The sequence below is a fragment of the Streptomyces sp. NPDC046931 genome (assembly GCF_040644655.1).
Taxonomy (GTDB): Bacteria; Actinomycetota; Actinomycetes; order Streptomycetales; family Streptomycetaceae; genus Streptomyces.
This window is the reverse complement of the sequence record NZ_JBEYWX010000028.1, coordinates 1-21,930: the sequence shown is the minus strand read 5'-3', so window position 1 is coordinate 21,930 and position 21,930 is coordinate 1. Positions and strand designations below refer to the sequence as shown.

Annotated in this window: 16 protein-coding genes; 6 read left to right on the top strand and 10 right to left on the bottom strand. The window is 69.7% G+C overall.

Features of this window, described 5'->3' with window-relative positions; all coding sequences use genetic code 11:
• Positions 1-34: 34 nt before the first annotated feature.
• Positions 35-634: a hypothetical protein gene (locus ABZ876_RS32970; RefSeq protein WP_361788785.1), complete on the bottom strand. Its 600-nt coding sequence runs from the start codon at positions 632-634 to the stop codon at positions 35-37.
• Between the two features lie 282 nt (positions 635-916).
• On the opposite strand from ABZ876_RS32970, the gene ABZ876_RS32965 reads away from it, so the two are divergent.
• Positions 917-2,002, top strand: a complete 1,086-nt coding sequence (locus ABZ876_RS32965) for an exo-alpha-sialidase (RefSeq protein ID WP_361788784.1) — start codon at positions 917-919, stop codon at positions 2,000-2,002.
• A gap of 348 nt (positions 2,003-2,350) precedes the next feature.
• Here the strand turns inward: ABZ876_RS32965 and ABZ876_RS32960 are convergent, their stop codons facing one another.
• The 8 genes from ABZ876_RS32960 to ABZ876_RS32925 all read right to left on the bottom strand — a co-directional run bounded on the left by ABZ876_RS32960 (position 2,351) and on the right by ABZ876_RS32925 (position 14,010).
• Positions 2,351-4,312, bottom strand: coding sequence for a zinc ribbon domain-containing protein (locus ABZ876_RS32960; protein WP_361788783.1), 1,962 nt, complete (start codon positions 4,310-4,312; stop codon positions 2,351-2,353).
• Positions 4,309-4,884 (bottom strand): IS607 family transposase, encoded by a 576-nt coding sequence (locus ABZ876_RS32955; protein ID WP_361788782.1) that lies wholly within the window; start codon positions 4,882-4,884, stop codon positions 4,309-4,311. Before ABZ876_RS32955 ends, ABZ876_RS32960 begins: the two co-directional genes overlap by 4 nt.
• A gap of 11 nt (positions 4,885-4,895) precedes the next feature.
• Positions 4,896-8,201, bottom strand: a complete 3,306-nt coding sequence (locus tag ABZ876_RS32950; RefSeq protein ID WP_361788851.1) for a TIM-barrel domain-containing protein — start codon at positions 8,199-8,201, stop codon at positions 4,896-4,898.
• Positions 8,202-8,254: 53 nt separating this feature from the next.
• Positions 8,255-9,259, bottom strand: a complete 1,005-nt coding sequence (locus ABZ876_RS32945; RefSeq protein WP_361788850.1) for an ABC transporter permease — start codon at positions 9,257-9,259, stop codon at positions 8,255-8,257.
• Between the two features lie 23 nt (positions 9,260-9,282).
• Positions 9,283-10,245: an ABC transporter permease gene (locus ABZ876_RS32940; RefSeq protein WP_361788781.1), complete on the bottom strand. Its 963-nt coding sequence runs from the start codon at positions 10,243-10,245 to the stop codon at positions 9,283-9,285.
• A complete protein-coding gene (locus ABZ876_RS32935; RefSeq protein ID WP_361788780.1) occupies positions 10,238-11,755 on the bottom strand; it encodes a sugar ABC transporter ATP-binding protein in 1,518 nt (505 codons plus the stop codon). The genes ABZ876_RS32940 and ABZ876_RS32935 overlap by 8 nt, the downstream gene beginning before the upstream one ends.
• 1 nt (position 11,756) lies before the next feature.
• Positions 11,757-12,854 carry an ABC transporter substrate-binding protein gene (locus ABZ876_RS32930; RefSeq protein ID WP_361788779.1) on the bottom strand — a complete coding sequence of 366 codons (1,098 nt, stop codon included), beginning with the start codon at positions 12,852-12,854 and terminating at the stop codon, positions 11,757-11,759.
• Between the two features lie 142 nt (positions 12,855-12,996).
• Positions 12,997-14,010 (bottom strand): LacI family DNA-binding transcriptional regulator, encoded by a 1,014-nt coding sequence (locus ABZ876_RS32925; RefSeq protein WP_361788778.1) that lies wholly within the window; start codon positions 14,008-14,010, stop codon positions 12,997-12,999.
• Positions 14,011-14,177: 167 nt separating this feature from the next.
• Here ABZ876_RS32925 and ABZ876_RS32920 point away from each other — a divergent pair, with 167 nt between their 5' ends.
• The gene (locus tag ABZ876_RS32920) at positions 14,178-16,778 is read left to right on the top strand and encodes a PA14 domain-containing protein (RefSeq protein ID WP_361788777.1); all 2,601 of its coding nucleotides are present in this window, start codon (positions 14,178-14,180) and stop codon (positions 16,776-16,778) included.
• Between the two features lie 168 nt (positions 16,779-16,946).
• Here the strand turns inward: ABZ876_RS32920 and ABZ876_RS32915 are convergent, their stop codons facing one another.
• Positions 16,947-17,099: a hypothetical protein gene (locus ABZ876_RS32915; protein ID WP_361788776.1), complete on the bottom strand. Its 153-nt coding sequence runs from the start codon at positions 17,097-17,099 to the stop codon at positions 16,947-16,949.
• Positions 17,100-17,298: 199 nt separating this feature from the next.
• Between ABZ876_RS32915 and ABZ876_RS32910 the strand changes: the two genes are divergently transcribed.
• The 4 genes from ABZ876_RS32910 (at position 17,299) to ABZ876_RS32895 (ending at position 21,898) form a co-directional block, all read left to right on the top strand.
• Entirely contained in the window at positions 17,299-18,393 is a 1,095-nt protein-coding gene (locus ABZ876_RS32910; RefSeq protein ID WP_361788775.1) for a DUF1996 domain-containing protein, read from the top strand.
• 11 nt (positions 18,394-18,404) lie between these two features.
• Entirely contained in the window at positions 18,405-20,153 is a 1,749-nt protein-coding gene (locus ABZ876_RS32905) for a discoidin domain-containing protein (protein ID WP_361788774.1), read from the top strand.
• Between the two features lie 81 nt (positions 20,154-20,234).
• Complete coding sequence (locus tag ABZ876_RS32900; protein WP_361788773.1) at positions 20,235-21,275, top strand: LacI family DNA-binding transcriptional regulator; 1,041 nt, start codon at positions 20,235-20,237, stop codon at positions 21,273-21,275.
• Between the two features lie 494 nt (positions 21,276-21,769).
• Positions 21,770-21,898, top strand: coding sequence for a hypothetical protein (locus ABZ876_RS32895; RefSeq protein ID WP_361788772.1), 129 nt, complete (start codon positions 21,770-21,772; stop codon positions 21,896-21,898).
• Positions 21,899-21,930: the final 32 nt, after the last annotated feature.

Below are 21,930 nucleotides of genomic sequence, written 5' to 3'. Positions count from 1 at the left end.
CGACAGCCGTGCAGGCTGCCGGCGCCGGACCGGGTCAGCCCGTCTTGCGGCCCCACATCGGGCCGAACCGCGCCCAGGCCGCGTCCCACTCCGCCATGCGGCGCCGTTCCAGGCGTTCCCGCACGATGCGCCCGCCCATGTACGGCACCGTGGCGACACTCATCCCGACCAGCACCCCGGCCATCGCCGCGCGCGTGCCGGCCTCGGATCTGGAGGCGGGCCGGGTCACCAGAGAGCCGGCGCCGTCCGTCCACACGGTGACGGCCGTGCCCGTACGGCTGCCGGCGGCCACCCGTGCCCGGCCGCTGTGGGGCCGGCCATCGGTCCCGGTCCAGCGCACGTCCGCCCAGACGCGCCCCGCACCGGACGAGGTCGCGGTGATCGCCTTCGGCGCGTCCTCGGTGAGCAGGGCCACGACCGGACGCCACTCGGCCCGCTCCCGGGCCAGTCCCTGCTCCACGGAGTGCGTCGCCGCCAGCCCCGTCAGCACTCCCCCGACCACGGTCACCACCCACACCGTGAGCACGACCCAGGCCTCCAGCGCATCGCTGCGGCGCCGCAGCGGATTGCGCCGCCACCGCCACCCCCACACCCTGGGACCGCGGAACGCCGTCATCGATGACAGCCGCCTCATCGATGCCCTCCTCCTCACGCACACACGGATACCCCCGACCGCCCTCCCATACGGGCGCCGGGCCGCCACTGCTCATATGACGTCCGCCGCCCCGCCGGATTTCCGGGCCGAAAGGCCGGTGCCGGGCCGCCGCACCCCCCGGTCCATACCAGGGCGGAGCCCGCTCCGCCTTCCGGCAACACGGCTCCTGACCTGCATGAACAAGACGTCCAGGGGTGAGTGTCAGTGCCGGGGTGCACACTGGCCGGTGTCTGGAACAACGACGTTTCGGAGGTGGCCGGCATGGCCGAGGTACTGCTCACCGTGGGCACACGCAAAGGACTGTTCATCGCGCGGCGACGGGGCGGCGCATGGGAGTTCGACGACGGTCCGTACTTCAACGCGCAGGCGATCTACTCGGTCGCCATCGACACCCGCGGTGCGACCCCGCGCCTGCTGGCGGGAGGGGACAGCTCGCACTGGGGGCCGTCCGTCTTCCACTCCGACGACCTGGGCCGCACCTGGGCCGAGCCGGCCCGACCCGCCGTCAGGTTCCCCAAGGACACCGGTGCCTCGCTGGAGCGCGTGTGGCAGCTGCACCCCGCGGCCGCCGAGCCGGATGTGGTGTACGCGGGCACGGAGCCCGCCGCGCTGTACCGCTCGGAGGATCGCGGCGAGAGCTTCGAGCTGGTGCGACCCCTGTGGGAGCACCCGACGCGTGGCGGATGGGTGCCGGGTGGCGGTGGCGAGGGCCTGCACACGGTGGTGACCGACAAGCGGGACGCCAAGGCCGTGACGGTCGCCGTGTCGACGGCCGGGGTCTTCCGGACGCGGGACAAAGGCGCCAGCTGGGAACCGTCCAACTCGGGCGTGTCGGCGGTCTTCCTGCCCGATCCCAACCCGGAGTTCGGCCAGTGCGTGCACAAGATCGCGCAGGATGCTGCGGCCCCGGACCGGCTGTACCTCCAGAACCACTGGGGGGTGTACAGGAGCGACGACGCAGGCGCGCATTGGACGGACATCGGGAGCGGGCTGCCGTCCACGTTCGGGTTCGCCGTGGCCGCCCATCCCCACCGCGGGGACACGGCATATGTCTTCCCGATCAACGCGGACGCGGACCGGGTTCCGGCCGACCACCGCTGCCGAGTCTTCCGGACGGCGGACGCGGGCAAGAGCTGGGAGCCGCTGACGGCCGGCCTGCCCGGCGAGGAGCACTACGGCACGGTTCTGCGCGACGCCCTGTGCACGGACGACGGGGACCCCGTGGGGGTGTACTTCGGCAATCGCAACGGCGAGTTGTACGCGTCGGCGGACGACGGCGACAGTTGGCGGCAACTCGCGTCCCATCTGCCGGACGTCCTGTGCGTACGGGCGGCGGTGATCGCCTGATCCGGCCACCGGAACACGGCGGCCCCTGGGAGGAAGGACTTGCGTTCGTCATATCCCCTCGCAATATGGCCTGTTCGTGACACACACGGTCATTGCCGGTCGCCCTCGAGCCACCGGTTGATCGTCGGCGTGCGCCCGGCAGTAGGGTGACGCCCGTGGCACCACACGAGATGTGGCGACCCGTGGCGTTGTCGACACGGCTGATCGGTGGGTGACCGCCGGTGGGGTGTGACAGCGGCGGTGGTGGTAGGTGCGAAGGAAGTCCGCCAGGGCGTGGCGCGTTCGGTGTTGCCGGTGCAGGTCCGCAAGGAGGCCCATTCGCCCAAGGGACGGCTGAAGCGTCTCTGATCAGCTAAGCGATCCCGTGTGAACGGTAAGGTCTGGCACGGGTTCTGCCCACCTGGGCGGGGATGCATGAGCGTGGAGATGGAATCCTGCGCCCAGTGTTGCTCCGCGTGGCCGGTGTCGGCGGGTGGTGGGTGTGCTGATCGTGGTCGCGCCCTGGTGCCGGTGGGCTGCGCGGGGCAGCCGGGTCCGGCCCGGTGGTGCGTGTCCCTCCGGACGCTGGCCGGCCGGGCGGGTGGGCCTGGCCGGGGAGGGAACCTCACGTCGCCTGGGCGTGAGGCGGTTGGTTCGCGGCCGGGTGGGGCCGGTCTTCGACCGGTCCGTCCGGCTGGCCTTCGGGACGGCGGTGAGATGGGCCTTGGCCTCCATTGTGTCCACCACGGCACGGATCACCATCTGCCCGGTGGAGTGGTCCACGATGGTCTTGGTCTGGTGGGCGAGGCCGCGTGCGGCGATCCGCCGCCAGGCGCCCTGGTCACGGTCGCCCTGCCATCCGCACTCGGGGTTGGGGCAGATGGCCCACTTCCAGCCGGACACGGCAGGCCGGTCGGGGGCCTTGCGGTGCCTGAGCGGTGTGAGGCAGTGCGGGCAGTGCTTTGAGGTGTTGCGCGCAGGCACGGTGACCACGGCGATGCCGACTTCGGCAGCCAGGTGCCGCATGCGGTCGGTGATCTGGCCGCGCACGGTCTGCGAGAGGCGGGTGTTGTGGGTGCGGCCCATGCCGCCTGCTTCCATCGACCGCAGGTCTTCCAGGTAGATGACCGTGGCCCCGGCCGCGATGGCCTGATCCACAGCCCAGCGGGCGGCCGACCATGCCAGGGCGTCGTTGAGGTTCGAGCGGCGCTCGGACACGCGCCGGATCTCCTCGGCCAGCACTGCGGCCTTGCCCTGCAGGGCGGGATCGGCGAGCCGGAGGTAGTGGTCGGTCTTGGCGTGCAGGCGTTCGGAGATACGGCGGAGCCGGTACTGCTTGGCCTGCACACCTGCGGCCCGGAACTGGGCACCGTGGGCGAGTGCGCTGATGCGGCCGTCGTCGTGGAGGCGGCCAGCGCCAGCGGACAGGAGCGTGCCCAGGCCCCAGTCCACGCCCAAGGCGACCGTATGGCCCGCCCGCCTCGTCTTGGGTACGCAGTGGGTGTAAGCGAGGTCGGCCCGCACCTTGCCACCCGTGATGCACACAGTCGGCAGGTGGATCACCGCGTTCGCCGCAACGGTCGGTGGCAGGGCGATGGGGCATGCCACCCACGTCCAGTCGGCGTACTTGTGCGGGTCGGGGCGGGTCGGGAGCTGGAGCCGCAGCAGGGCCCGCTGCCCGTCATCGGAGCGCTTGATGGTGGCCTGCTGCGCGTCGCACGCGGCGAGCAGCAGCATGCGGGCCACACGCGGCGCGCCCTCCAGTTCGAACACATCGGCCGGCAGACGCCCGTGCTTGCGCTGGAAGGAGACAGCCTGGCGGGTCCGGGAGCGAATGACGCTGGAGGGCAGGTACTCCCCGCCAGGGATCACCCCGCGTACCTGATCCCACTCTTTGGCAGTGCGCTTGGCGGGATCGGCAGGCCAGGCGGCCAGAACTCCGGCGGCCAGGTCAGCACGCCACTTCACCGATCGCAGCGCACGCCCGGCCATCTCCTGGGCCATGCGCACGATCCGGTCGTTCACCTTCACCCCATCGGGGGCGATGGTCCAGCCCAGGCGGCGCAGCGCCATCCACGCATTCGACGGCAGCCTGCGGCCTGCGGCATCCTCCCCCGAGGCCAAAGCGTTCACGTCGGCGGTGTTCCAGTGCCCGGCCAGCAGCGCGCTCGTCATGCCGGCCACCAGGTCCACGCACCAGCCGACCCGCTCGAGCAAGCCAGCAGTGGTGAGGACGTCGCCGGTCTTCTCGTCCACGCCCGCACGAATGAAGGCGCGGGCGCAGGCGGTACGGGCCCTCTCGCCGTCGGCGAGCGGCAGCTTTCGGCTCACCACACCCGCCCCTTGTCGCTGCACTGGCCCGACTCGGTCAGCAGACGGCGGCGGTTGTCCGCACTGCGCATTCCGTACAGCCGCCCGGCGAACGTGGTCGCCAGGCAGACGAAGTCCTCCAGTAGTTCATCCCGACCGCCGAGCTTCTTCGGGTGCAGTACCTCCACGGTGACGCCGTACACGGCGAACAGCCGCTTGAGCCAGCCGACACCGAACCGGGCCAGCCGGTCCTCATGCGTGACACGAACAACGCTCACAGAGCCGTCCGACACCATCGCCAGTACACGGTTGAGTCCGGGCCGGTTCTCCTTCAGGCCCGAGCCGCGATCCTCGACGACCTTGACGATCTCGCCCGTGGAGGTGGCCCGCAGTTCGGCCTCCTGGGCCTCCAGCGAAAACTCCTGCCCGGACGAGCCGGACACGCGCACATACAGCAACTCCAGCCGTGAACGGACAGTTGTGGAATCGCCGCCGCGCGTCATGTCCTCCACATCCACGCAGGAGAACCGGCGCTCACGGCCGACCCACGTAAACGGGATCTTGCCGTCCAACGCCCACTGACGAAGCGTCATCGGGTGTATCCCTAGACACTTCGCAGCCTTGGACATACGCAGCAACTCCATGCACGGAACGATACATACGCAACACTAGGGACTAATACCGAAGTTGATGAGCCTACGTCCTTGCGGTTGGTCTGCAGTCGGCAGAAGCGGGTGAGTTCGCCGACTCGCGCCGAGGTCCGCCGGGCCCTGCCCCCAGGTACGACATGCGCGGCAGGGCCCGCACGAGTCCCCGCCCTTCTACTTGTACACGATGGCCGTTGCAGCGCGGATGCTCTGCGTGTTCCCTTGGCGGGTGCGATCTTCAGCAGGTGGGTGCCCTTGTGTTCGGCGTAGCGGATCCGGGTGGTTGCCGCACATCCGGAGTGCGAGGTGGTGCCGTCGTCCTCGTAGAGGGAGAAGGCGCGGGATGCTCCTGGGGCCACCGTGACGCTGACCTTGTCGAGCGGGCTCCGGCCGTCGTTGGGCACGTTGTCGGACCGGGTAGTGACGATGCCGCCCGCTCGGACGAAGACCGGCATGGTGTCCAGGGTGGTCGTGATGTCGTGCGTGGCTCCGCCGGCGGGTGCGGTATAGGTGCGGCCGGTGAAGTAGTCCGTCCACTGGCCGGGAGGGAACCACACCGACGTGGTGGTGTCGGTGCCGGGTGTGGTGACGGGTGCGATCAGCATGCCGGGGCCGTAGAGGTACTCGCTGTCCGCCTTGGTGTAGGCGTTCTCCTCTTCCGGGTAGTGCAGGGACAGCGGGCGGACGATCGGGGTGCCGGTGGTGTCGGCCTCGTGCGCCAGGGTGTACGTGTACGGCACGAGCGCCTCGCGCAGCCGGAGGAACTTCTCCGCGGACTTCTGCGCCTCGGGGCCGTACTGCCACGGGAGTCGGTCGCTGTGGTTGCTGTGCAGCCGGTCGATGGGCTGGAAGGTGCCGAACTGCACCCACCGTGCGTACAGGTCGTCGGGCAGCTTGGTGGTGCGGTGGGTCTGGCCGTTCGAGGTGTATGTCTCGGCCCCGGGGATGCCGTATCCGTCGTTGTGGCCGCCGATGTCGTGGCTGACGGCGGCGAGGCCGGTGGCGGCTGACTCCCCCGGCGTATAGCCGATTTCGGCGCGCAGGGTGCCCCAGTTCGAAGTCGTGTCACCGGAGAAGTGGAGGGTACTGCGCTTGTCGGCCCAGGGGCCGGTGGGCAGGCCTACGCCGCCGCTGTAGCCGCCGGCCTGGAGGGAGCCGTAGGCGCGGGACAGGACGAAGCCGCGGTCGCTGGTCTCGGAGGTGAGGTCGGCGTACTCCTGGTTGATCCATGCGTCCGGGGTGGCTCCGGACTGCGAGGAGCGGGAGGCGTCGCAGCACCAGTCCAGCCACCAGAAGTCGTTGCCGGCCTGGTCCATCGGCCGGTGCAGGTCGAAGTAGGCCTTGAGCTGGTCGGCATCGCCGAAGTCGAAGGTGTGGCAGTCCGAGCCCGCACTGCCTGCGCAACCGCCTTTTCGCAGCTTGCCCTTGGCCGTGCTCTGGGCCTTCGCGAACTGCGGGTCGGAGCCGAGGATGCTCGGATGCACGTTCAGGGTGTTGTGCAGCCCTTGGCCGCTGGACCAGTCGAAGAACGTCTTGGGATCGGGGAACTTGGCCGGGTCGAAGTTCCAACCACTCCAGGTGTTCGGCGACTTGAAGTCGGTGTCCGTGACCAGCACGTCCAGGGGGACGTCCGCCGCGCGGAACGCGGGCAGGATGGCGTTCTCGTAGCCGCTCGCGGTGCGGTCGATGTATTCGGAGTACCAGACACCGTAGGCCCAGCGGGGCAGCAGCTGTGACGGCCCGGTCAGGGTGGCCAGGTCGGACAGGCCCTGGTGGTAGTCGTGTCCGAAGGCGAAGACGTAGCCGTCCTGGTAGGGCCGGCCGCCGTGGGCGGGGCGTGGGGTGGCCTTCTTGGTGCCGGTGTCGTAGACCGCGGAGGGGGTGTCGTCGAGCAGGTGCCAACCGTCGCGGTGAAGGAGACCGGGTGTGGTCCAGGGGGTGGGGTCGTTGTCGCCGTTGAGTCCGTCGAGGCTGCGGCGGTAGCCGCCCAGGGCGAGGTGGGGTGCGGGGGCGGCCTCTCCTTGCCGGCTCAGGGCGAGGGTGTCCAGGTTGACGTGGCAGCTGGTGGACTCCGGGCAGTTCAGGGTGACTTCGTCGGTGCCCGCCTTCAATTCGACGGGGTCGGAGGCCGACTGCCAGGTGTCCCAGTTGTCGGTGGCCGGGAGCGTGAGGGTGTGGGAGGCGCCGTTGCCGGTGCGGACTTCGATCGTCCGTGGCTGGTGCAGGCCGTCGCCGCCGGTGCCGTTGGCGTAGCGCAGGTTCAGCAGGTAGGTGCCGTCGTCGGGCACGCCGGTGATCCGGTCCGAGATGGCGGACCCCTGGTTGAGTTCGGCGGTGAAGCCGTAGCCGGCATGCTCCTGGTGATCGGTGGCGATGATTGCGGAGCCCGACAGGAGGGCGTCCTCGGCCTCGCAACTGGTGCCGAACCGGCAGCCGTTGACCGTGGTCCGGGCTCGGACGGGGTAGGTGGCGCCGGAGGTGAGGAGGGCGAGGCTGTCGATGTTGACGCTTCCGGAGTCGGCGGCGGCGCGGTGGAGTCTGACGGTGTGGGGACCGGGGCCGAGCGTCAGCGGCAGGCGGGCCACACCCCAGGTGTTCCAGTCCGATGTCGCGGAAAGGGTGAACGTCTTGTCGGCGCCACCGTCCACGCTGAGGCTGAGGGTGCGTGCCTCGTGGTGGTCGTCGCTGCCTACCGCGTTGGCGTAGCGCATGGCGAGGTCGTAGGTGCCGGCGGACGGTGTTTGCACGTCCGCGGCGAGGGAGTTGTTGTCCACCTCGAAACCGGCGAGGAAACCCTTGCCGGTGAATCCGCTGTGATCGGTGGCCAGGCCTGGACCGTCGTACAGCTGGTCCTCCGCCTCGCACAGGGCGCCGACGGCGCAGACGTCGTGCTGCCAAGGTGCCGCGAGCACCGGCGTGCGCCCTGTCTTGAAGGACGTCGTCAGGTTGTCGGCGTCGAAAGGGCCGGAGCCGACCCGGTAGCGCAGGGTCATGGCGCTGGTGGTGATGGTCAGGACGCCGCCGCTGACGGACGAGATGTAGGGGGGCGGTGTGAAGGAGTCCCGCCCGACGGCGTTGAAGGTGGGGCTGTCCTCGAAGCGGCCGTCCCCCGCGTACTCCGTCCGGATCAATGTCGGTGACAGGACTTCGAAGCGGGCGTCCCGCACGGTCACGTCGGAGGGGCGGGCCGGCCGGCTCCCGGTGCCCGCTGCCCCCACGCCTGGGGTGACCAGGCAGAGCCCCAGTGCCGCGACGGCCACCATCTGAACGACGACGGGGCGGCCCAGCCTGCGGCGGGATCCCGGCGAGGAAGGTTTCACAGCACTCTCCGTCTCCGGCCCAGCCAGGTCTGGGCAACCACCACCACGGCCAGGAACGCCCCGCTGACGACCTGCTGGTAGGCAGAGTCGAGCGAGCCGATCTGGTTGATCACGTTCTGGATGACCTTCAGCAACAGCACCCCGACGAGGGAGCCGCTGATGAAGCCGAAACCGCCGCTGAGCAGGGTGCCGCCGATGACCACGGCGGAGATGGCCTCCAGCTCCATGCCGCTGCCGAGAATCGTGACCCCGGACAGCAGCCAGGCCGCGTTGAGTGCGCCGGCGAGCCCGGCGCACAGGCCCGAGAGCGTGTAGACGGAGATCTTCGTACGGGCCACCGGCGCGCCCATCAGGGCTCCCGCGTCCTCGTTGCCGCCGACCGCGTAGACGTACTGCCCGAATCTGGTCCGGCGCAGCACGACGGCGCCGAGCACGAACAGCGCCACGGTGACCCACACGGGCACTCCGATGCCACCCGAGGAGCCCTGTCCGAGGGTGGCGAAGAAGGAGTCCTTGTCGACGAGATACGTCTTCGAGCCCTCGTCGGTGATGGCCAGCAGGATGCCCCGGGCGCCCAGCATCGCCGCCAGAGTGACGATGAACGGCGGCAGCCGGACACATGCGATCAGTACCCCGTTGACCAGGCCGATCAGTCCGCAGACGGCAAGCGGCAGCAGCAGGGCCACCGCCGTGCCGTACTGCGAGCCCCAGGCGGCGAGAACGCCGCCGAGGGCGAACAGCGAGCCCACCGACAGGTCGATGCCGCCGGTGACGATCACGAACGTCATGCCGAGGGCGACCACGGCGAGGAACGCCGAGGACAGCGCAATGTTCTCCAGGTTGTCGCCCGTCAGGAAGGTGTCGAAGCTCAGCGACGCCACGGCCATGGCGATCACGAGGGTGACCAGGGCGCCGTGTTGCTGCGCGAGCCCGCTCAGCCGTTCGGAGCGGTTCATGCGCCCGGGACCGGCGACCTCGCCGCTCACGGTGCCGGTCGGCATCCCGGCCTCTCCGGTCTGCGTGGTCATCGCCTGCCTCGTTCCCGGGCCGCGTAGACGGCGAGGACGATCACCACGGCCTGGGCGATCTGGGTCCACGACGGCGGCAGATCGTGCTTGATGAGGGTGGTGGTCAGCAGCTGGATGAGCGCGGCACCCGCGACGGTGCCGCCTATGCGCACCCGTCCACCGCTGAGCGGGGTGCCGCCGACGACCACGGCGGTGATGGCGGACAGTTCCATCAGGGTGCCGAGGGAGGTGGGGTCGCTCGCGGCGAGGCGGGCGGTGGCGAGCACGCCCGCGACCGCGGCGAGGGCGCCGGAGCAGACGTAGACCACGACCAGGACCCGGCGTACCGGGAGTCCGGCGAGCCGGGCCGCCGGCCGGCTGTCGCCGATGGCCAGGACCTGCCGCCCGAAGGTGGTGCGGCGCATCGTGAACGCGACCAGCACCGCGAGCGCCGCGGCGATGAGGACCGGGTAGGGCACGCCCAGCACGTCGCCGGAGCCGACTGCCGCCAGGCCGGGGTCGTGTACGTCCTTGAGCTGGGGCAGCAGGACCAGGGCAAGCCCGCGTCCGGCGACCATCAGGGCGAGGGTGGCGACGATGGGCTGGACGCCGACGAACGCGATCAGCGCGCCGTTCGCGACGCCGACCACAACACCCGCGGTCACCGCGATCAACGCGGCGATCCAGGGCCCGTAGCCGAGGTAGAGCGAGAGCAGGGAGGTGGCCAGTGCCATCACCGAACCCACCGACAGATCGACGCCCTCGGTGCCGATCGCCAGCGCCATGCCCAGCGCGACGATCAGGACGGGGGCGACCTGGACGGCCTGGGTGCGGAAGTTCTCCGCGGAGGCGAAGTGGGGGGTGAAGGCGAAGTTGAACAGCAGCAGCACGAGGACACCGGTGTACACGCCGTAGTCCCGCAGCAGGCGCAGCAGCCGCGTGCGGTCCAGCACGCCGCGCGCGAGGGCGAGTTCAGTCATCGCTTTCTCCAGCGGGTACGGCGGCGATGGCACGCATCAGCTCGCCCTCGGTGACGGCGTCACCGGTCAGCTCACGGACCACGGCGCCGTCCTTGAGGACCACCACACGGTCACTGCCCTCGATCAGTTCCTCGGTGTCGGAGGAGATCAGCAGCACGGCGAGGCCGTCGTCGGCAAGTTCGTCGATGAGTGCCTGTACCTCGGCCTTGGCGCCGACATCGATGCCGCGGGTCGGCTCGTCCAGGAGCAGTACCTTGGGGTGCAGGGCGAGCCAGCGGGCCAGCAACACCTTCTGCTGGTTGCCGCCGGAGAGTTCGCCGACCTTCTGGTGCGCTCCCGCGGCCTTGATGCGCAGCCGTTTCATGAACGTCTCCACGATCCGGTCGACGCGGGTGTCGTCGACGAGGCCGAAGCGGGACAGCCCGGGCAGGGCGGCGAGCGCGATGTTCTCGCGCACCGACAGGCCCGGCATGATGCCCTCGGCCTTGCGGTCCTCCGGCAGCAGGCTGATGCCGGCGCGGATCGCGGCGGCGGTCGATCCCGCCCGTACCGGGATGCCGGCGACGACGACCCGGCCGGTGTCGATGGGCAGGGCACCGGCGATGGCCTTGGCGGTCTCGCTGCGGCCGGAGCCGAGCAGCCCGCCCAGACCCACGACCTCGCCGGGCCGGACCGACAGCGACACACTCCGCAGTTGGTGATGTAGCGTCAACTCGGTCGCGGTGAGAACCGGTTCGGCGGTGGTGTCGTGCGAGCCGGAGAACTTGGTCATGCCCTCCGTGCGCACCTCACCGATCTCCCGGCCGAGCATCATGGCCACCAACCGCAGCCGGTCGAGGTCGGCGAGCGGGCCGGTGTGCACCACGCGTCCGTCGCGCAGGACGGTGATCGTGTCGCAGAGTTCGTACAGCTCGTCCATGCGGTGGCTGACGTAGACGACCGCGACGCCGCGCTCGCGCAGCATACGGATCACCTCGAACAGGGTCTGCACCTCGCGGGGTTCGAGGGAGGAGGTCGGTTCGTCCATGATGACGACGCGGGCGTCGACGGCCACGGCACGGGCGAGCGCGACCATCTGCTGGGCGCCGACGCCGAGTTCGCGCAGCGGCCGGTGTACGTCGACCCGGATGCCGAGTCCGCGCAGTGCGTCGTCGGCCTCGCGGTGCATGCGCCGGAAGTCGATCAGACCCAGCCGGCCCAGCGGTTCACGGCCGAGGAACAGGTTGCGGGCCACGCTCATCAGCGGGACGAGGTTGACCTCCTGGTAGATGGTGGAGATGCCCGCCTGCTGGGCCTGCAGCGGTGTGGTGAAGCGGACCGGTTCTCCGTCGTACGTCACCTCGCCGTGGTCGGGCCGGTACACCCCGGTGAGCACCTTGATGAGCGTCGACTTGCCCGCCCCGTTCTCGCCGACGAGCGCGTGCACCTCCCCGGCGCGCGCGGTGAAGTCCACGTCGGACAGCGCGCGCACGCCGGGGAAGGCCTTGGACAGCTGGGTGACCGAGAGCACGTCAGTAGGCCTTGCCGAGGTCCGACCGGGCGTTGCTCTTGTCGTAGGCGCTGTCCTTGATAACGATGTCCTGCCCGACCTTCTCGCCCTTGGTGAAGGTGTCGAGGGCCTGGAAGGCGAGCGGCCCGAAGCGCGGGTTGGACTCGATCACCGCGTAGATCCAGCCGTCCACGATGCCCTGTACGGCGTTGCGGGTTCCGTCGATGGTCACGATCTTGACGTCGCCGGGCTTCTTGCCCGCTCCCTTGAGGGCGTTGACGGCGCCGAGACCCATCTCGTCGTTCTCGGCGTAGATCCCGGTGATGCCGGGCTTGGACTGGATGAGGTTCTCGGTGACCGACTGGCCCTTCTCGCGGGCGAATTCGCCGGTCTGACGGAACACGACCTTCAGGCCGGGTGCCTTCTGCTTGATGCGGTCCTCGAAGCCCTTGGTGCGCTCGGTGGTCACGTTGTTGCCGGCCGCGCCGAGGAGGACGGCGATCTCGCCCTTGCCGCCGGTCGCTTCGATCATCTGGTCCGCGGCCCGTTTGCCCTGCTCGACGAAGTCGGAGCCGATGAAGCTCACATAGTCCTTGCAGGCCGCTGCGTTGATCCTGCGGTCGATGGTCACGATCGGGATGTGCTTGGCGGCCGCGGCGCGCAGCACCGGCTCCCAGCCGTCGGAGTTGAGCGGGGCGATGACCAGCAGGTTCGCTCCCTTGGCGATGAGGTCCTGGACGTCGCTGATCTGCTTGGAGAACTGCGACTGGGCGTTGGCGGTGAGTAGTCTGACGCCCTGTGCCTTGGCTTCGGACTTGATGGAGGCGGTCTCCGCGATCCGGAAGGGGTTGGCCTCCTTCTCGGACTGGGAGAAGCCGACGGTGGCGCTTTTCAGATCGAGTTTCCGGCCGCCGTAGGCATCGATGGTGCAGGCCGGTCCGGAGGCGGAGCCGGGTGAGGCGACCACCTGGTCGGCGTCGTCCTGCTGCGAGGCGGAGGGTTTCGTGCCCGAGTCGTCCTCGGACTTGGTGCATCCGGTCGTGAGCGCGAGGCTCGTCACGAGGCCGGCGGCGAGAAGCGTTCGCGCGGAGGTGCGACGGACAAGTGCGGTGGGCTTCATGAGTGTCCCCAAACGGCACGGCCCCGGAGCTAAGAGCGCTCTCGGGGAGGCTTGCTCTTGCGTCAACTCGGCGTGCACGTCGTTCAGGGGAGGTTTTTACATCGTTGGAAGAGCCGTGTAAAGCCTTCCGTCCGACATCTCGTCACCGTCGGCCCAAGGTGCTCTCCCGCTCGACCAGCTCGAACTTCGCGGTCAGTTCGCGTCCGCCGGGCTCCTCGCGACCCGACAGGCTGCGCAGCAGCGAGGCCACGGCCATCCTCGCGATGGCCTGCTTGTCCGGTGAGACCGTCGTCAGGGTGACGGCACCGAAACGCCCCTCCGCGATGTCGTCGAAACCCACCACCGCCACGTCCCAGGGCACCCGGAGGCCTCGCTCGTGCAGCACCCGCATCGCCCCGATCGCGATCAGGTCGTTGAAGGCGAAGACACCGTCCGGACGCACGCCGGAGTCCAGCAACTCGGCCATCGCGCGCGCCCCGTCGTCCCGGTCCCAGCCGCCGACCGGCACCACCAGGCTGTCCGGCGCGGGTACCCCGGCCGCCGCCAACTCCGCGCGCCAGCCGTTCAGCCGCAGGTGGGCGGGCTGGTTGACGGAGTCGGTGCGCACGCCGAGGTAGGCGATCCGGGTTCGGCCGCGGCCCAGCAGATGACGCACCGCGCATCGGGCCGCCGCCACGTTGTCGATCGCGATGTGGTCGAAGGGCAGGCCGTACTCGCGCTCACCGAGCAGCACCAGCGGTACGTCGCCGGACCGGCCCCGCAGATCCTCGGCCTCCAGGGTCAGTGGGCTGAGGATCAGCCCGTCGATCACACCGCCCCGGAATCCTTGGCTGACCAGGATCTCCTGTTCGCGCTCGCCCCGCGTGTGGTCGAGCAGGACGGTGAACTCGTGCTCCGCGGCCGCGTCGATCACGGCGCCGGCCAGTTCCGCGAAGTACGGGTTACCGAGCTCGGGAACGGCGAGCGCGATGATCCCCGTCCGGCCCTTGCGTAGATGTCGCGCGGTCAGATTGGGCCGGTAACCCAGCTGGTCGATCGCCGCCTGCACCCTGGCCCGCATGGCCGGGGTGACGTGCGGATGGTTGTTCACAACGTTGGACACGGTCTTGATCGAAACGCCCGCGCGTTCCGCCACGTCCCTCAGGCTGACCCGCAAGGGATCTCCTCAGCATCGATGAGTGCCCCGTACCCCGGGGATTGTCATGTCTTGTCATGTCCCTGGACAGAGGCCGAGAGCCGTGCTCTCATGCCAACTGCCGTTCCTTCCAACGTTGTACAGACAGAAGCAACGAGCCGCCACCCTTCCTCACCCAAGGAGGATTCGTGCGCATCAGACCCCTCGGACAACGCCTCGCCCTGCTGCTCGCCGCGGCACTGGGCCTTGCCGGCCTCACCGCGGCACCCGCCGCCACCGCGGCCGACGATCCCGAAGTCCACGGCCTCAAGGGCGAGTACTACACCCAGTCCGCCCCCGGCGCCTTCGACTTCCACGATCTCAAAGCCATCGGGTTCGACCCGAACCTCGACTTCGACACCCTGGAGCCGCGTCTGAACTTCGCCACCGGCCAGTCGGACGACGTCAGCGTGCGCTGGACCGGGAAGATCGTCCCGGAGAAGACCGGCCCCCACACCTTCTCGATCACCGGCGACAACGGCTTCCGGCTGTGGGTCGACGGGAAGGCGGTCATCGACCACTGGGTGGACGACTGGGACCGCGAACAGGCGGGTCAGTCCGTCGAGTTGACGGCGGGCAAGGCCTACGGAATCAAGGTCGAGTACTTCGAGCACTACGGCGGCTCCAACCTCCACCTGCGCTGGACCCCGCCCGGCGGCACAAAGACCGCGGTACCGCAGTCCGCGTTCCGCCTGCCCGACGGCTTCGACTACGACGGGGCCGTCTCCACGGCCGTCCTGGCGAGCGGCCGTACCCTCGCCCTCGAGTTCGCGCAGCCGCTCAGCGCGCCGCCGGCCGGTCTCGGCGAGCACCTCGATGCCGTGATCGGGGGCGCCGCCTGGCCCCTGGGGGACGCCCGGCTGGACTCCACCGACCCCCGGAAGCTGCTGATCACGCTGAAGGAGCCCGTCGTCGGCAACAAGACCGGCACCGCGTCAGGTCTCGCCGACGTGCGCTACGACGGTCAAGGCGGGTTGACCGGCACGGATGGCAACGTTGTCAACTCCTTCTGGAGCAGCGGTGCCAACAGGTCGACGTACGAGTTGCGCACCAAGTGGGCCGACAAGGTCGGGCCGAGCAACGCCCACCCGGAGTACCCGAGGCCCCAACTCACGCGTGGTGCCTGGCAGAACCTCAACGGCTCCTGGCAGTTCGCCGCAGCGACGGCGGGAGAACAGCCGCCGGTGGGCAGGAAGCTCGGCGAGAAGATCCTCGTCCCGTACCCGGTCGAGTCGCAGCTGTCCGGGCTCGAACGGCACGAGGACCGCATGTGGTACCGGCGTACCTTCACCGTCCCTGCCGACTGGAAGATCGGCTCCGGCAAGAGGCTGCAACTGAACTTCGGCGCGGTCGACTGGCGAGCGGAGGTGTATGTCAATGGCGCCAAGGTGGCCGAACACCAGGGCGGATACGACAAGTTCAGCGCCGACGTCACCGATGCCCTCAAGCCCGGCCGCACCCAGGAGCTGATCGTCGGCGTCTACGACCCCACCGACGCGACCGACGGCGAGAACCCGCCGGTCGGCAAGCAACGCCTGGACCCCAGCGGCATCTGGTACACGCCGACCTCCGGCATCTGGCAGACGGTGTGGATGGAACCGGTGACCGCCGACCACGTCGACCAGCTCAAGCTCACCCCGAACGTCGACGCCGGCACTCTCACCGTCGAGCCGCAGGGCGTCCGCGACGGCCTGCCGGTCACGGCGACGGCCTACGAGGGCGAACGCAAGGCGGTCACCGTCACCGGCCGCAGCGGCAAGCCCCTGACCCTGCGCATCCGAAACCCGCGTCTGTGGTCGCCCGACGACCCGTTCCTCTACGACCTGAAGGTGAGCGTCGGAGCCGATCGTGTCGGCAGCTACTTCGGGATGCGGTCGATCAAGGTCGAGAAGGTGAACGGTGTCCCGCGCACCCTCCTCAACGGCAAACCGATCTTCATGATGGCCACTCTGGACCAGGGCTTCTGGCCGGACGGCCTGTACACCGCCCCGACGGACGAGGCTCTCGCCTACGACCTGAAGGTGCACAAGAGCATGGGCTTCAACGCGGTGCGCAAGCACATCAAGGTAGAGCCCGACCGCTGGTTCTACTGGGCCGAGCGGCTCGGTCTGATGGTGTGGCAGGACATGCCCGCGATGACGGCCGGAGTGAACCCGTCGGCCCAGGCGCGCGCCGAGTACGAGCGCGAGATGAAGCAGATGATCGACGAGCACTTCAGCAGCCCGTCGGTCGTCATGTGGGTCACCTTCAACGAGGGCTGGGGCCAGTACGACATGGCCCGCATCTCCGACCAGGCCAAGTCCTGGGACCCGACCCGGCTGGTCAACTCCATGTCCGGGCTCAACCTCGGCGACGACGGCGGCACCGGCGACGTCATGGACGAACACAGCTATCCCAGTCCGGCCCTGCCGCCCCACCCCGACGGTCAACGTGCCCTGGTCAGCGGTGAGTACGGCGGACTCGGCCTTGCCGTACCGGGACACGCCTGGTCCGTGCAGCAGTCGTATGTCGATGTCGACCCGGCGACCTACACCGACGACTACCTGGCCAAGCTCGCCGAGGTCCACGCGCTGGCCTGCAAGGGCGGCAACGGCGCGGTGTACACCCAGATCTCGGACGTCGAGGGTGAGCTCAACGGCCTGCTGACGTACGACCGCAAGCTCGTCAAGCCCGACGTCCAACGGCTCAGGACGGCCCAACAGGCGCTGATCTCCGACGCCTCACGGGCCACCCCGGCCGGGTGCGCCTGACGCCCGCCCGGAATCGGCGAACGCCTCCCCGCGCTGCGCCGAGTGTCCTGCGCCGTCCATGAAAAGGGTGCGGTCCGCCGCCGCTCGGACGGCGGCGGACCGCACTCCCGCCGCTGTCACCGGGTTCATCACCGCACTACTTCCAACGGACTCCGTCCAGCAGGTTGTTCACGAGTCCGATGACGAAGTCGTCGGTGACGGGTTCGTCGGGATGAGCAGTCGGCGGTAGACGGCACCCCAGAGCTGGTCGACGAGGATCTGCACGTCGATGTCGGTGCGGATCTGGCCGAGCTCCTGGGCTCGGTGAAGGCGGCTGGGCAAGTCTTCTGAAGTGAAAATCTCTCCGGGCCCCTCTTCTGCCGGATCCCTTGACTCCTTGTGGCATGCCCTCAACACTCCTCGGCGGGAGAGCGCTCTCCCGAACGTCTCCTGGCGGCCCCCACGTCAGCTCGCCCGACGTCACGTCATAGGGACGCCTGGCGACGGCCTCTGACACCCCACCGTTCAGGAGGAGGTCTCCATGCCACAGAGATCGAAGGGCCTGTCAGCCACGCTGGTCACCGGCGCGTTCCTGCTGACCTCGCTCGGCCTCGGCGGCGTCGCCCTCAGCGCCGGGCCGCCAGCACCGCACAGCGCCGCCGCGCGGTCGTTCGCGGCCACCCACTCCGGTCATGCCATGGCCGCGTCCACGGCCGACTCCCCGGAGGATCCGGACGGCGACGGCTACATTCCCGCGAACCCGCCCGTCACCGGCGTGACGCCGTCCACCCAGGACCCGCCGCACCGCTACTTCCACGAGTTCCAGGCCAACTGCCCGGTCACCCACACCAGGCCGGACGACCCCATCGTCTACCCGCAGCAACCGGGCAAGTCCCACGACCACACCTTCATGGGCAACACGACGACCGGCGCCAACAGCACGACCGCCTCGCTGGCGGCCGGCGGCACCACGTGCAAGGCCCCCGGCGACCTGTCCGGCTACTGGATGCCCACCCTCTACAACGGCGACCAGCAGATCCTGCCCGTCGGACCGCAGGTCATCTACTACAAGGCCGGTGTCACCGACTACACCAGCGTCCGGCCCTTCCCCAAAGGCCTGCGCTTCGTCGTCGGCAGCCCCATGCAGAGCGCCGACGAGTTCCGGCACCACCCCGGCTTCGTCGAGGGCTGGGAGTGCGGTGACAGCTACTTCAACACCGAGTTCCCCACGACCTGCCCCGACCGCGCGGACGTCCGGCTCGACATCCGTTTCCAGGCGCCCAGTTGCTGGGACGGCAAGTACCTCGACACCCCCGACCACAAGAGCCACATGGCCTACCCCGTGGTCAAGCCCGGCACGAACGACGACATGTGCCCGGCCGACCACCCGGTCGCACTGCCGATGATCGAGTTCAAGATGGCCTTCCCAGTCAAGAACGACATGTCGAAGGTGCGGCTGTCCAGCGGAACGGGTCACAGCTTCCACTACGACTTCTTCAACGCCTGGGACGCTCCCACGCTCAAGGCCCTGGTCGACCACTGCGTCGTCGGCGGGCTCCAGTGCGACGCGCGCGGCTACGACGAGACCCACCCGGAGGCGGGCGCCGCGCTCGACGAGCACTACCGACTGCCTTGAGGAGTTCGCGAATGACCCCACGACCCCGCACCCGCCGCATCGCGGCACCCCTCACCGCCGGAGTGCTGGCGGCCGGATTCCTCGCCGCTCTGCCCGCCGCCCAGGCCCACGCCGCGGGCAGCGTCGTCAAGGTCACCGGCAGCCAGGGCGCCTGGCAGCTGACGGTGGACGGGCAGCCGTACCAGATCAAGGGCCTGACCTGGGGCCCGAGCGTCGCGGACGCCGAGAAGTACATGCCGGACCTCAAGTCCATGGGCGTCAACACGATCCGCACCTGGGGCACCGACGCCACCAGCAAGCCGCTGTTCGACTCCGCGGCCGCCCAGGGCATCAAGGTCGTCGCGGGCTTCTGGCTGCAGCCAGGCGGCGGACCCGGCAGCGGCGGCTGCGTCAACTACCTGACCGACACCGCCTACAAGAACCAAGTGCTCGATGAGTTCCCCAAGTGGGTCCAGACCTACAAGGACAACCCCGGCGTGCTCATGTGGGACGTCGGCAACGAGTCTGTCCTCGGGCTGCAGAACTGCTACAGCGGCGACGAACTGGAGAGACAGCGCGACGCCTACACCACCCTCGTCAACGACATCACCAAGAGGATCCACACCGTCGACCCCAACCACCCGGTCACGTCCACCGACGCATGGGTCGGCGCCTGGCCCTACTTCAAGAAGAACGCGCCGGACCTCGACCTGTACGCCGTGAACTCCTACAACGCGGTCTGCGACATCAAGTCCGCCTGGCAGCAAGGGGGCTACACCAAGCCCTACATCGTCACCGAGACCGGGCCGGCCGGCGAGTGGGAGGTCCCCGACGACGCCAACGGCGTCCCGTCGGAGCCCTCCGACCAGGCCAAGGCCGACGGCTACACACGGGCCTGGGACTGCGTCACCGGGCACAAGGGAGTCGCGCTCGGCGCCACGATGTTCCACTACGGCACCGAGTACGACTTCGGCGGCATCTGGTTCAACCTGCTGCCCGCCGGCCAGAAGCGCCTGTCGTACCACGCCGTGAAGAAGGCCTATGGCGGCGACACCAGCCACGACAACACCCCGCCCGTCATCTCCGACCTGACCGTGGAGGGCGGCGCGGGCCAGGTGCAGGCCGGACGTGACCTCGTCCTGGCCCTGAAGGCCACCGACCCCGACGGCGACCGGATCTCCTACGAGGTCCTCGACAACAGCATCTACATCGACCAGAGCAAGAACCTGGCCTCACTGCCCTCCACCGACCTCGGCGGCGGCCGTCTCAGGATCACCGCACCCGACCGTCCGGGTGTCTGGAAGGTCTACGTCAAGGCGACCGACGGCCGGGGCAACGTCGGCGTCGAGACCCGCTCGATCCGCGTCGTCCCGCCGATTCCGTCCGGCACCGATGTGGCACGGGGCAAACCCGCCACCGCCTCGTCCTACCAGGCGGGTTACGGTGACTGCCCGTGCACCGCGGCCAACGCGGTCGACGGCAATCAGGCCACACGCTGGGCCAGTGACTGGAGCGACCCGCAGTGGCTCCAGGTCGACCTCGGCACCCGCACCACGTTCCGGCACGTCCAGCTGTCCTGGGAGGCCTCGTACGCCAAGGCCTACACCATCCAGACCTCCGACGACGGCCAGAACTGGCAGACCGTACACACCGTGTCCGACGGCAACGGCGGGATCGACGACTTCGACGTCACCGGGACCGGCCGCTACGTCCGCATCAACGGCACGGCGCGGGGCACCGGTTGGGGCTACTCGCTCTACGAGTTCGGCGTCTACGCCTGACGGACGGCCCTCTCCCGGAGTGCACGACCCGCTGCGGGAGAGCGCTCTATTGCCTGTTGCCAGGTCCGTTAGGGTGCCTGCATGAGCAGAAGGGCCCCGACACTGGAGGACGTCGCCCGGGAGGCCGGGGTCTCCCGGGCGACCGTGTCCCGGGTCGTCAACGGCATCCGCAACGTGGATCCCGAGATACAGGAGGTGGTCCGCGGGGCCATCGAGCGGACGGGTTACGCGCCCAACCGGGCCGCCCGTTCCCTGGTGATCCGGCGGGCCGAGACCGTCGCCCTGGTGGTCTCCGGCGCTGGGGACACCACGGACGCCGGCCAGAACGCCTTCGCCGCATCGGTGTTCGCGGACCCCTTCTTCGGACGGGTCATCAGCGGGATCGTCGGCTTCCTGCGCCCCCGCTCGATGCACCCCGTCCTCATGTTCGCCGAGTCCGCCGAGGCGCGGGAGGAGGTGCTGAGCTACCTGCGCCAGGGCCGTGCCGACGGCGCCCTCGTGGTCTCCACCCACGCGGACGACCCGCTGCCCGCCCTTCTCGCCGACGCCCGGCTTCCCACGGTGCTCTTCGCCCGTCCGTCCCGTCCGGTCCCGCTCAGCTACGTGGACCTGGCGCACCGGGACGGCGGGCGCCTCGCCGCGGAGCACCTCCTCGCGCGCGGCTGTCGCCGACCCGCCACGGTCTGCGGCCCCCTGGACGTGGCGGCGAGCCAGGAGCGCCTTGCCGGGTTCCGTGACACGCTCGCCCGCCACGGACACCCCTACGTCCCGGTCGCCGAGGGCGGGTTCACCCTGGACAGCGGTCTCGCGGCCATGTCCGAACTGCTGGCCCGCCACCCCGGCACGGACGGCGTGTTCGCCGCCAACGACCTCATGGCGCAGGGCGCCTGCCAGGTCGTACAGGAGCGCGGACGCCGGGTGCCCGAGGACGTCGCGGTCGTGGGCTTCGACGACTCCAGCATCGCCGTGACCTGCCGGCCCCAGCTGACCACGATCCGCCAGCCGGTCGAGGAGATGGCGGCGGAGATGGCCCGCCTGCTCGACGAGCACATCCACGGCGGCCGCACCGATGCGACGTCGGTCATCTTCGACCCGGAGCTGGTGGTCCGCGACTCGGCCTAGCTGTGCTGTACGGACAGGTTGGCGACGCGGCTGGCTGGTGTGCGCCCGCCGATGCCGGTCACGCCGCAGGAACTGTGCCGCGCCCTGCCCACGCCGGCCGCCGCAGCGGCTGATCACGTCCGTCGGCCGCCGGCGCGGGTGGAGCCCTGGCCCGGCCAGTGGGCGTCGCTTCAGCCGTGTGCGGGGTGCCTGGCCCGGTACCACGACCTCGTGACGCCTGTGGTGCCGGCCTGCGGCGAGCCGTGGCAGGTGTGCGTGCGGCACGGCCGGTGGCTGCGCAGCACCGGCGGCGGGTGCGGCGGCAGCAGCGGGTGGGGCCGTATGCGCGGGCGCTGCCGGCCGATGCGCTGCAGGTGCCCCGGCCTGGTGTCAGAGTGGGCGGGTTCGCCGAGGGCAGGAGCAACCTCTTGTCACCGACGTACTCGTGGTCGGCGCGACCGGCAGCATCGGCCGCCTCGCGGTGGCGGCGCCCTGCACACCACGGTGCACGGAGGGTGCAGACCGCGGTGATCGGCTTCGCGGCGGTCCTGTCCTGCGGCGCCGTTGTGTCGGTGGTCGTCGCGTTGCGGGATCGCGCACCCGGTCCCGGTGAGTTCTCGGCGCAGTCCGCTCGCCGCTCCTGACCTCCCTGCGGCGCATGCGACACGGCTGTCTG

What these genes read in the sequence shown, in the direction of transcription:
- ABZ876_RS32930 (WP_361788779.1), bottom strand. Translation starts at nt 12,854, where the DNA reads ATGAAGCCCACCGCACTTGTCCGTCGCACCTCCGCGCGAACGCTTCTC.
- ABZ876_RS32910 (WP_361788775.1), top strand. Translation starts at nt 17,299, where the DNA reads ATGCCACAGAGATCGAAGGGCCTGTCAGCCACGCTGGTCACCGGCGCG.
- ABZ876_RS32950 (WP_361788851.1), bottom strand. Translation starts at nt 8,201, where the DNA reads ATGGTGGCCGTCGCGGCACTGGGGCTCTGCCTGGTCACCCCAGGCGTG.
- ABZ876_RS32900 (WP_361788773.1), top strand. Translation starts at nt 20,235, where the DNA reads ATGAGCAGAAGGGCCCCGACACTGGAGGACGTCGCCCGGGAGGCCGGG.
- ABZ876_RS32905 (WP_361788774.1), top strand. Translation starts at nt 18,405, where the DNA reads ATGACCCCACGACCCCGCACCCGCCGCATCGCGGCACCCCTCACCGCC.
- ABZ876_RS32965 (WP_361788784.1), top strand. Translation starts at nt 917, where the DNA reads ATGGCCGAGGTACTGCTCACCGTGGGCACACGCAAAGGACTGTTCATC.
- ABZ876_RS32945 (WP_361788850.1), bottom strand. Translation starts at nt 9,259, where the DNA reads ATGCCGACCGGCACCGTGAGCGGCGAGGTCGCCGGTCCCGGGCGCATG.
- ABZ876_RS32970 (WP_361788785.1), bottom strand. Translation starts at nt 634, where the DNA reads ATGAGGCGGCTGTCATCGATGACGGCGTTCCGCGGTCCCAGGGTGTGG.
- ABZ876_RS32940 (WP_361788781.1), bottom strand. Translation starts at nt 10,245, where the DNA reads ATGACTGAACTCGCCCTCGCGCGCGGCGTGCTGGACCGCACGCGGCTG.
- ABZ876_RS32955 (WP_361788782.1), bottom strand. Translation starts at nt 4,884, where the DNA reads ATGACGCTTCGTCAGTGGGCGTTGGACGGCAAGATCCCGTTTACGTGG.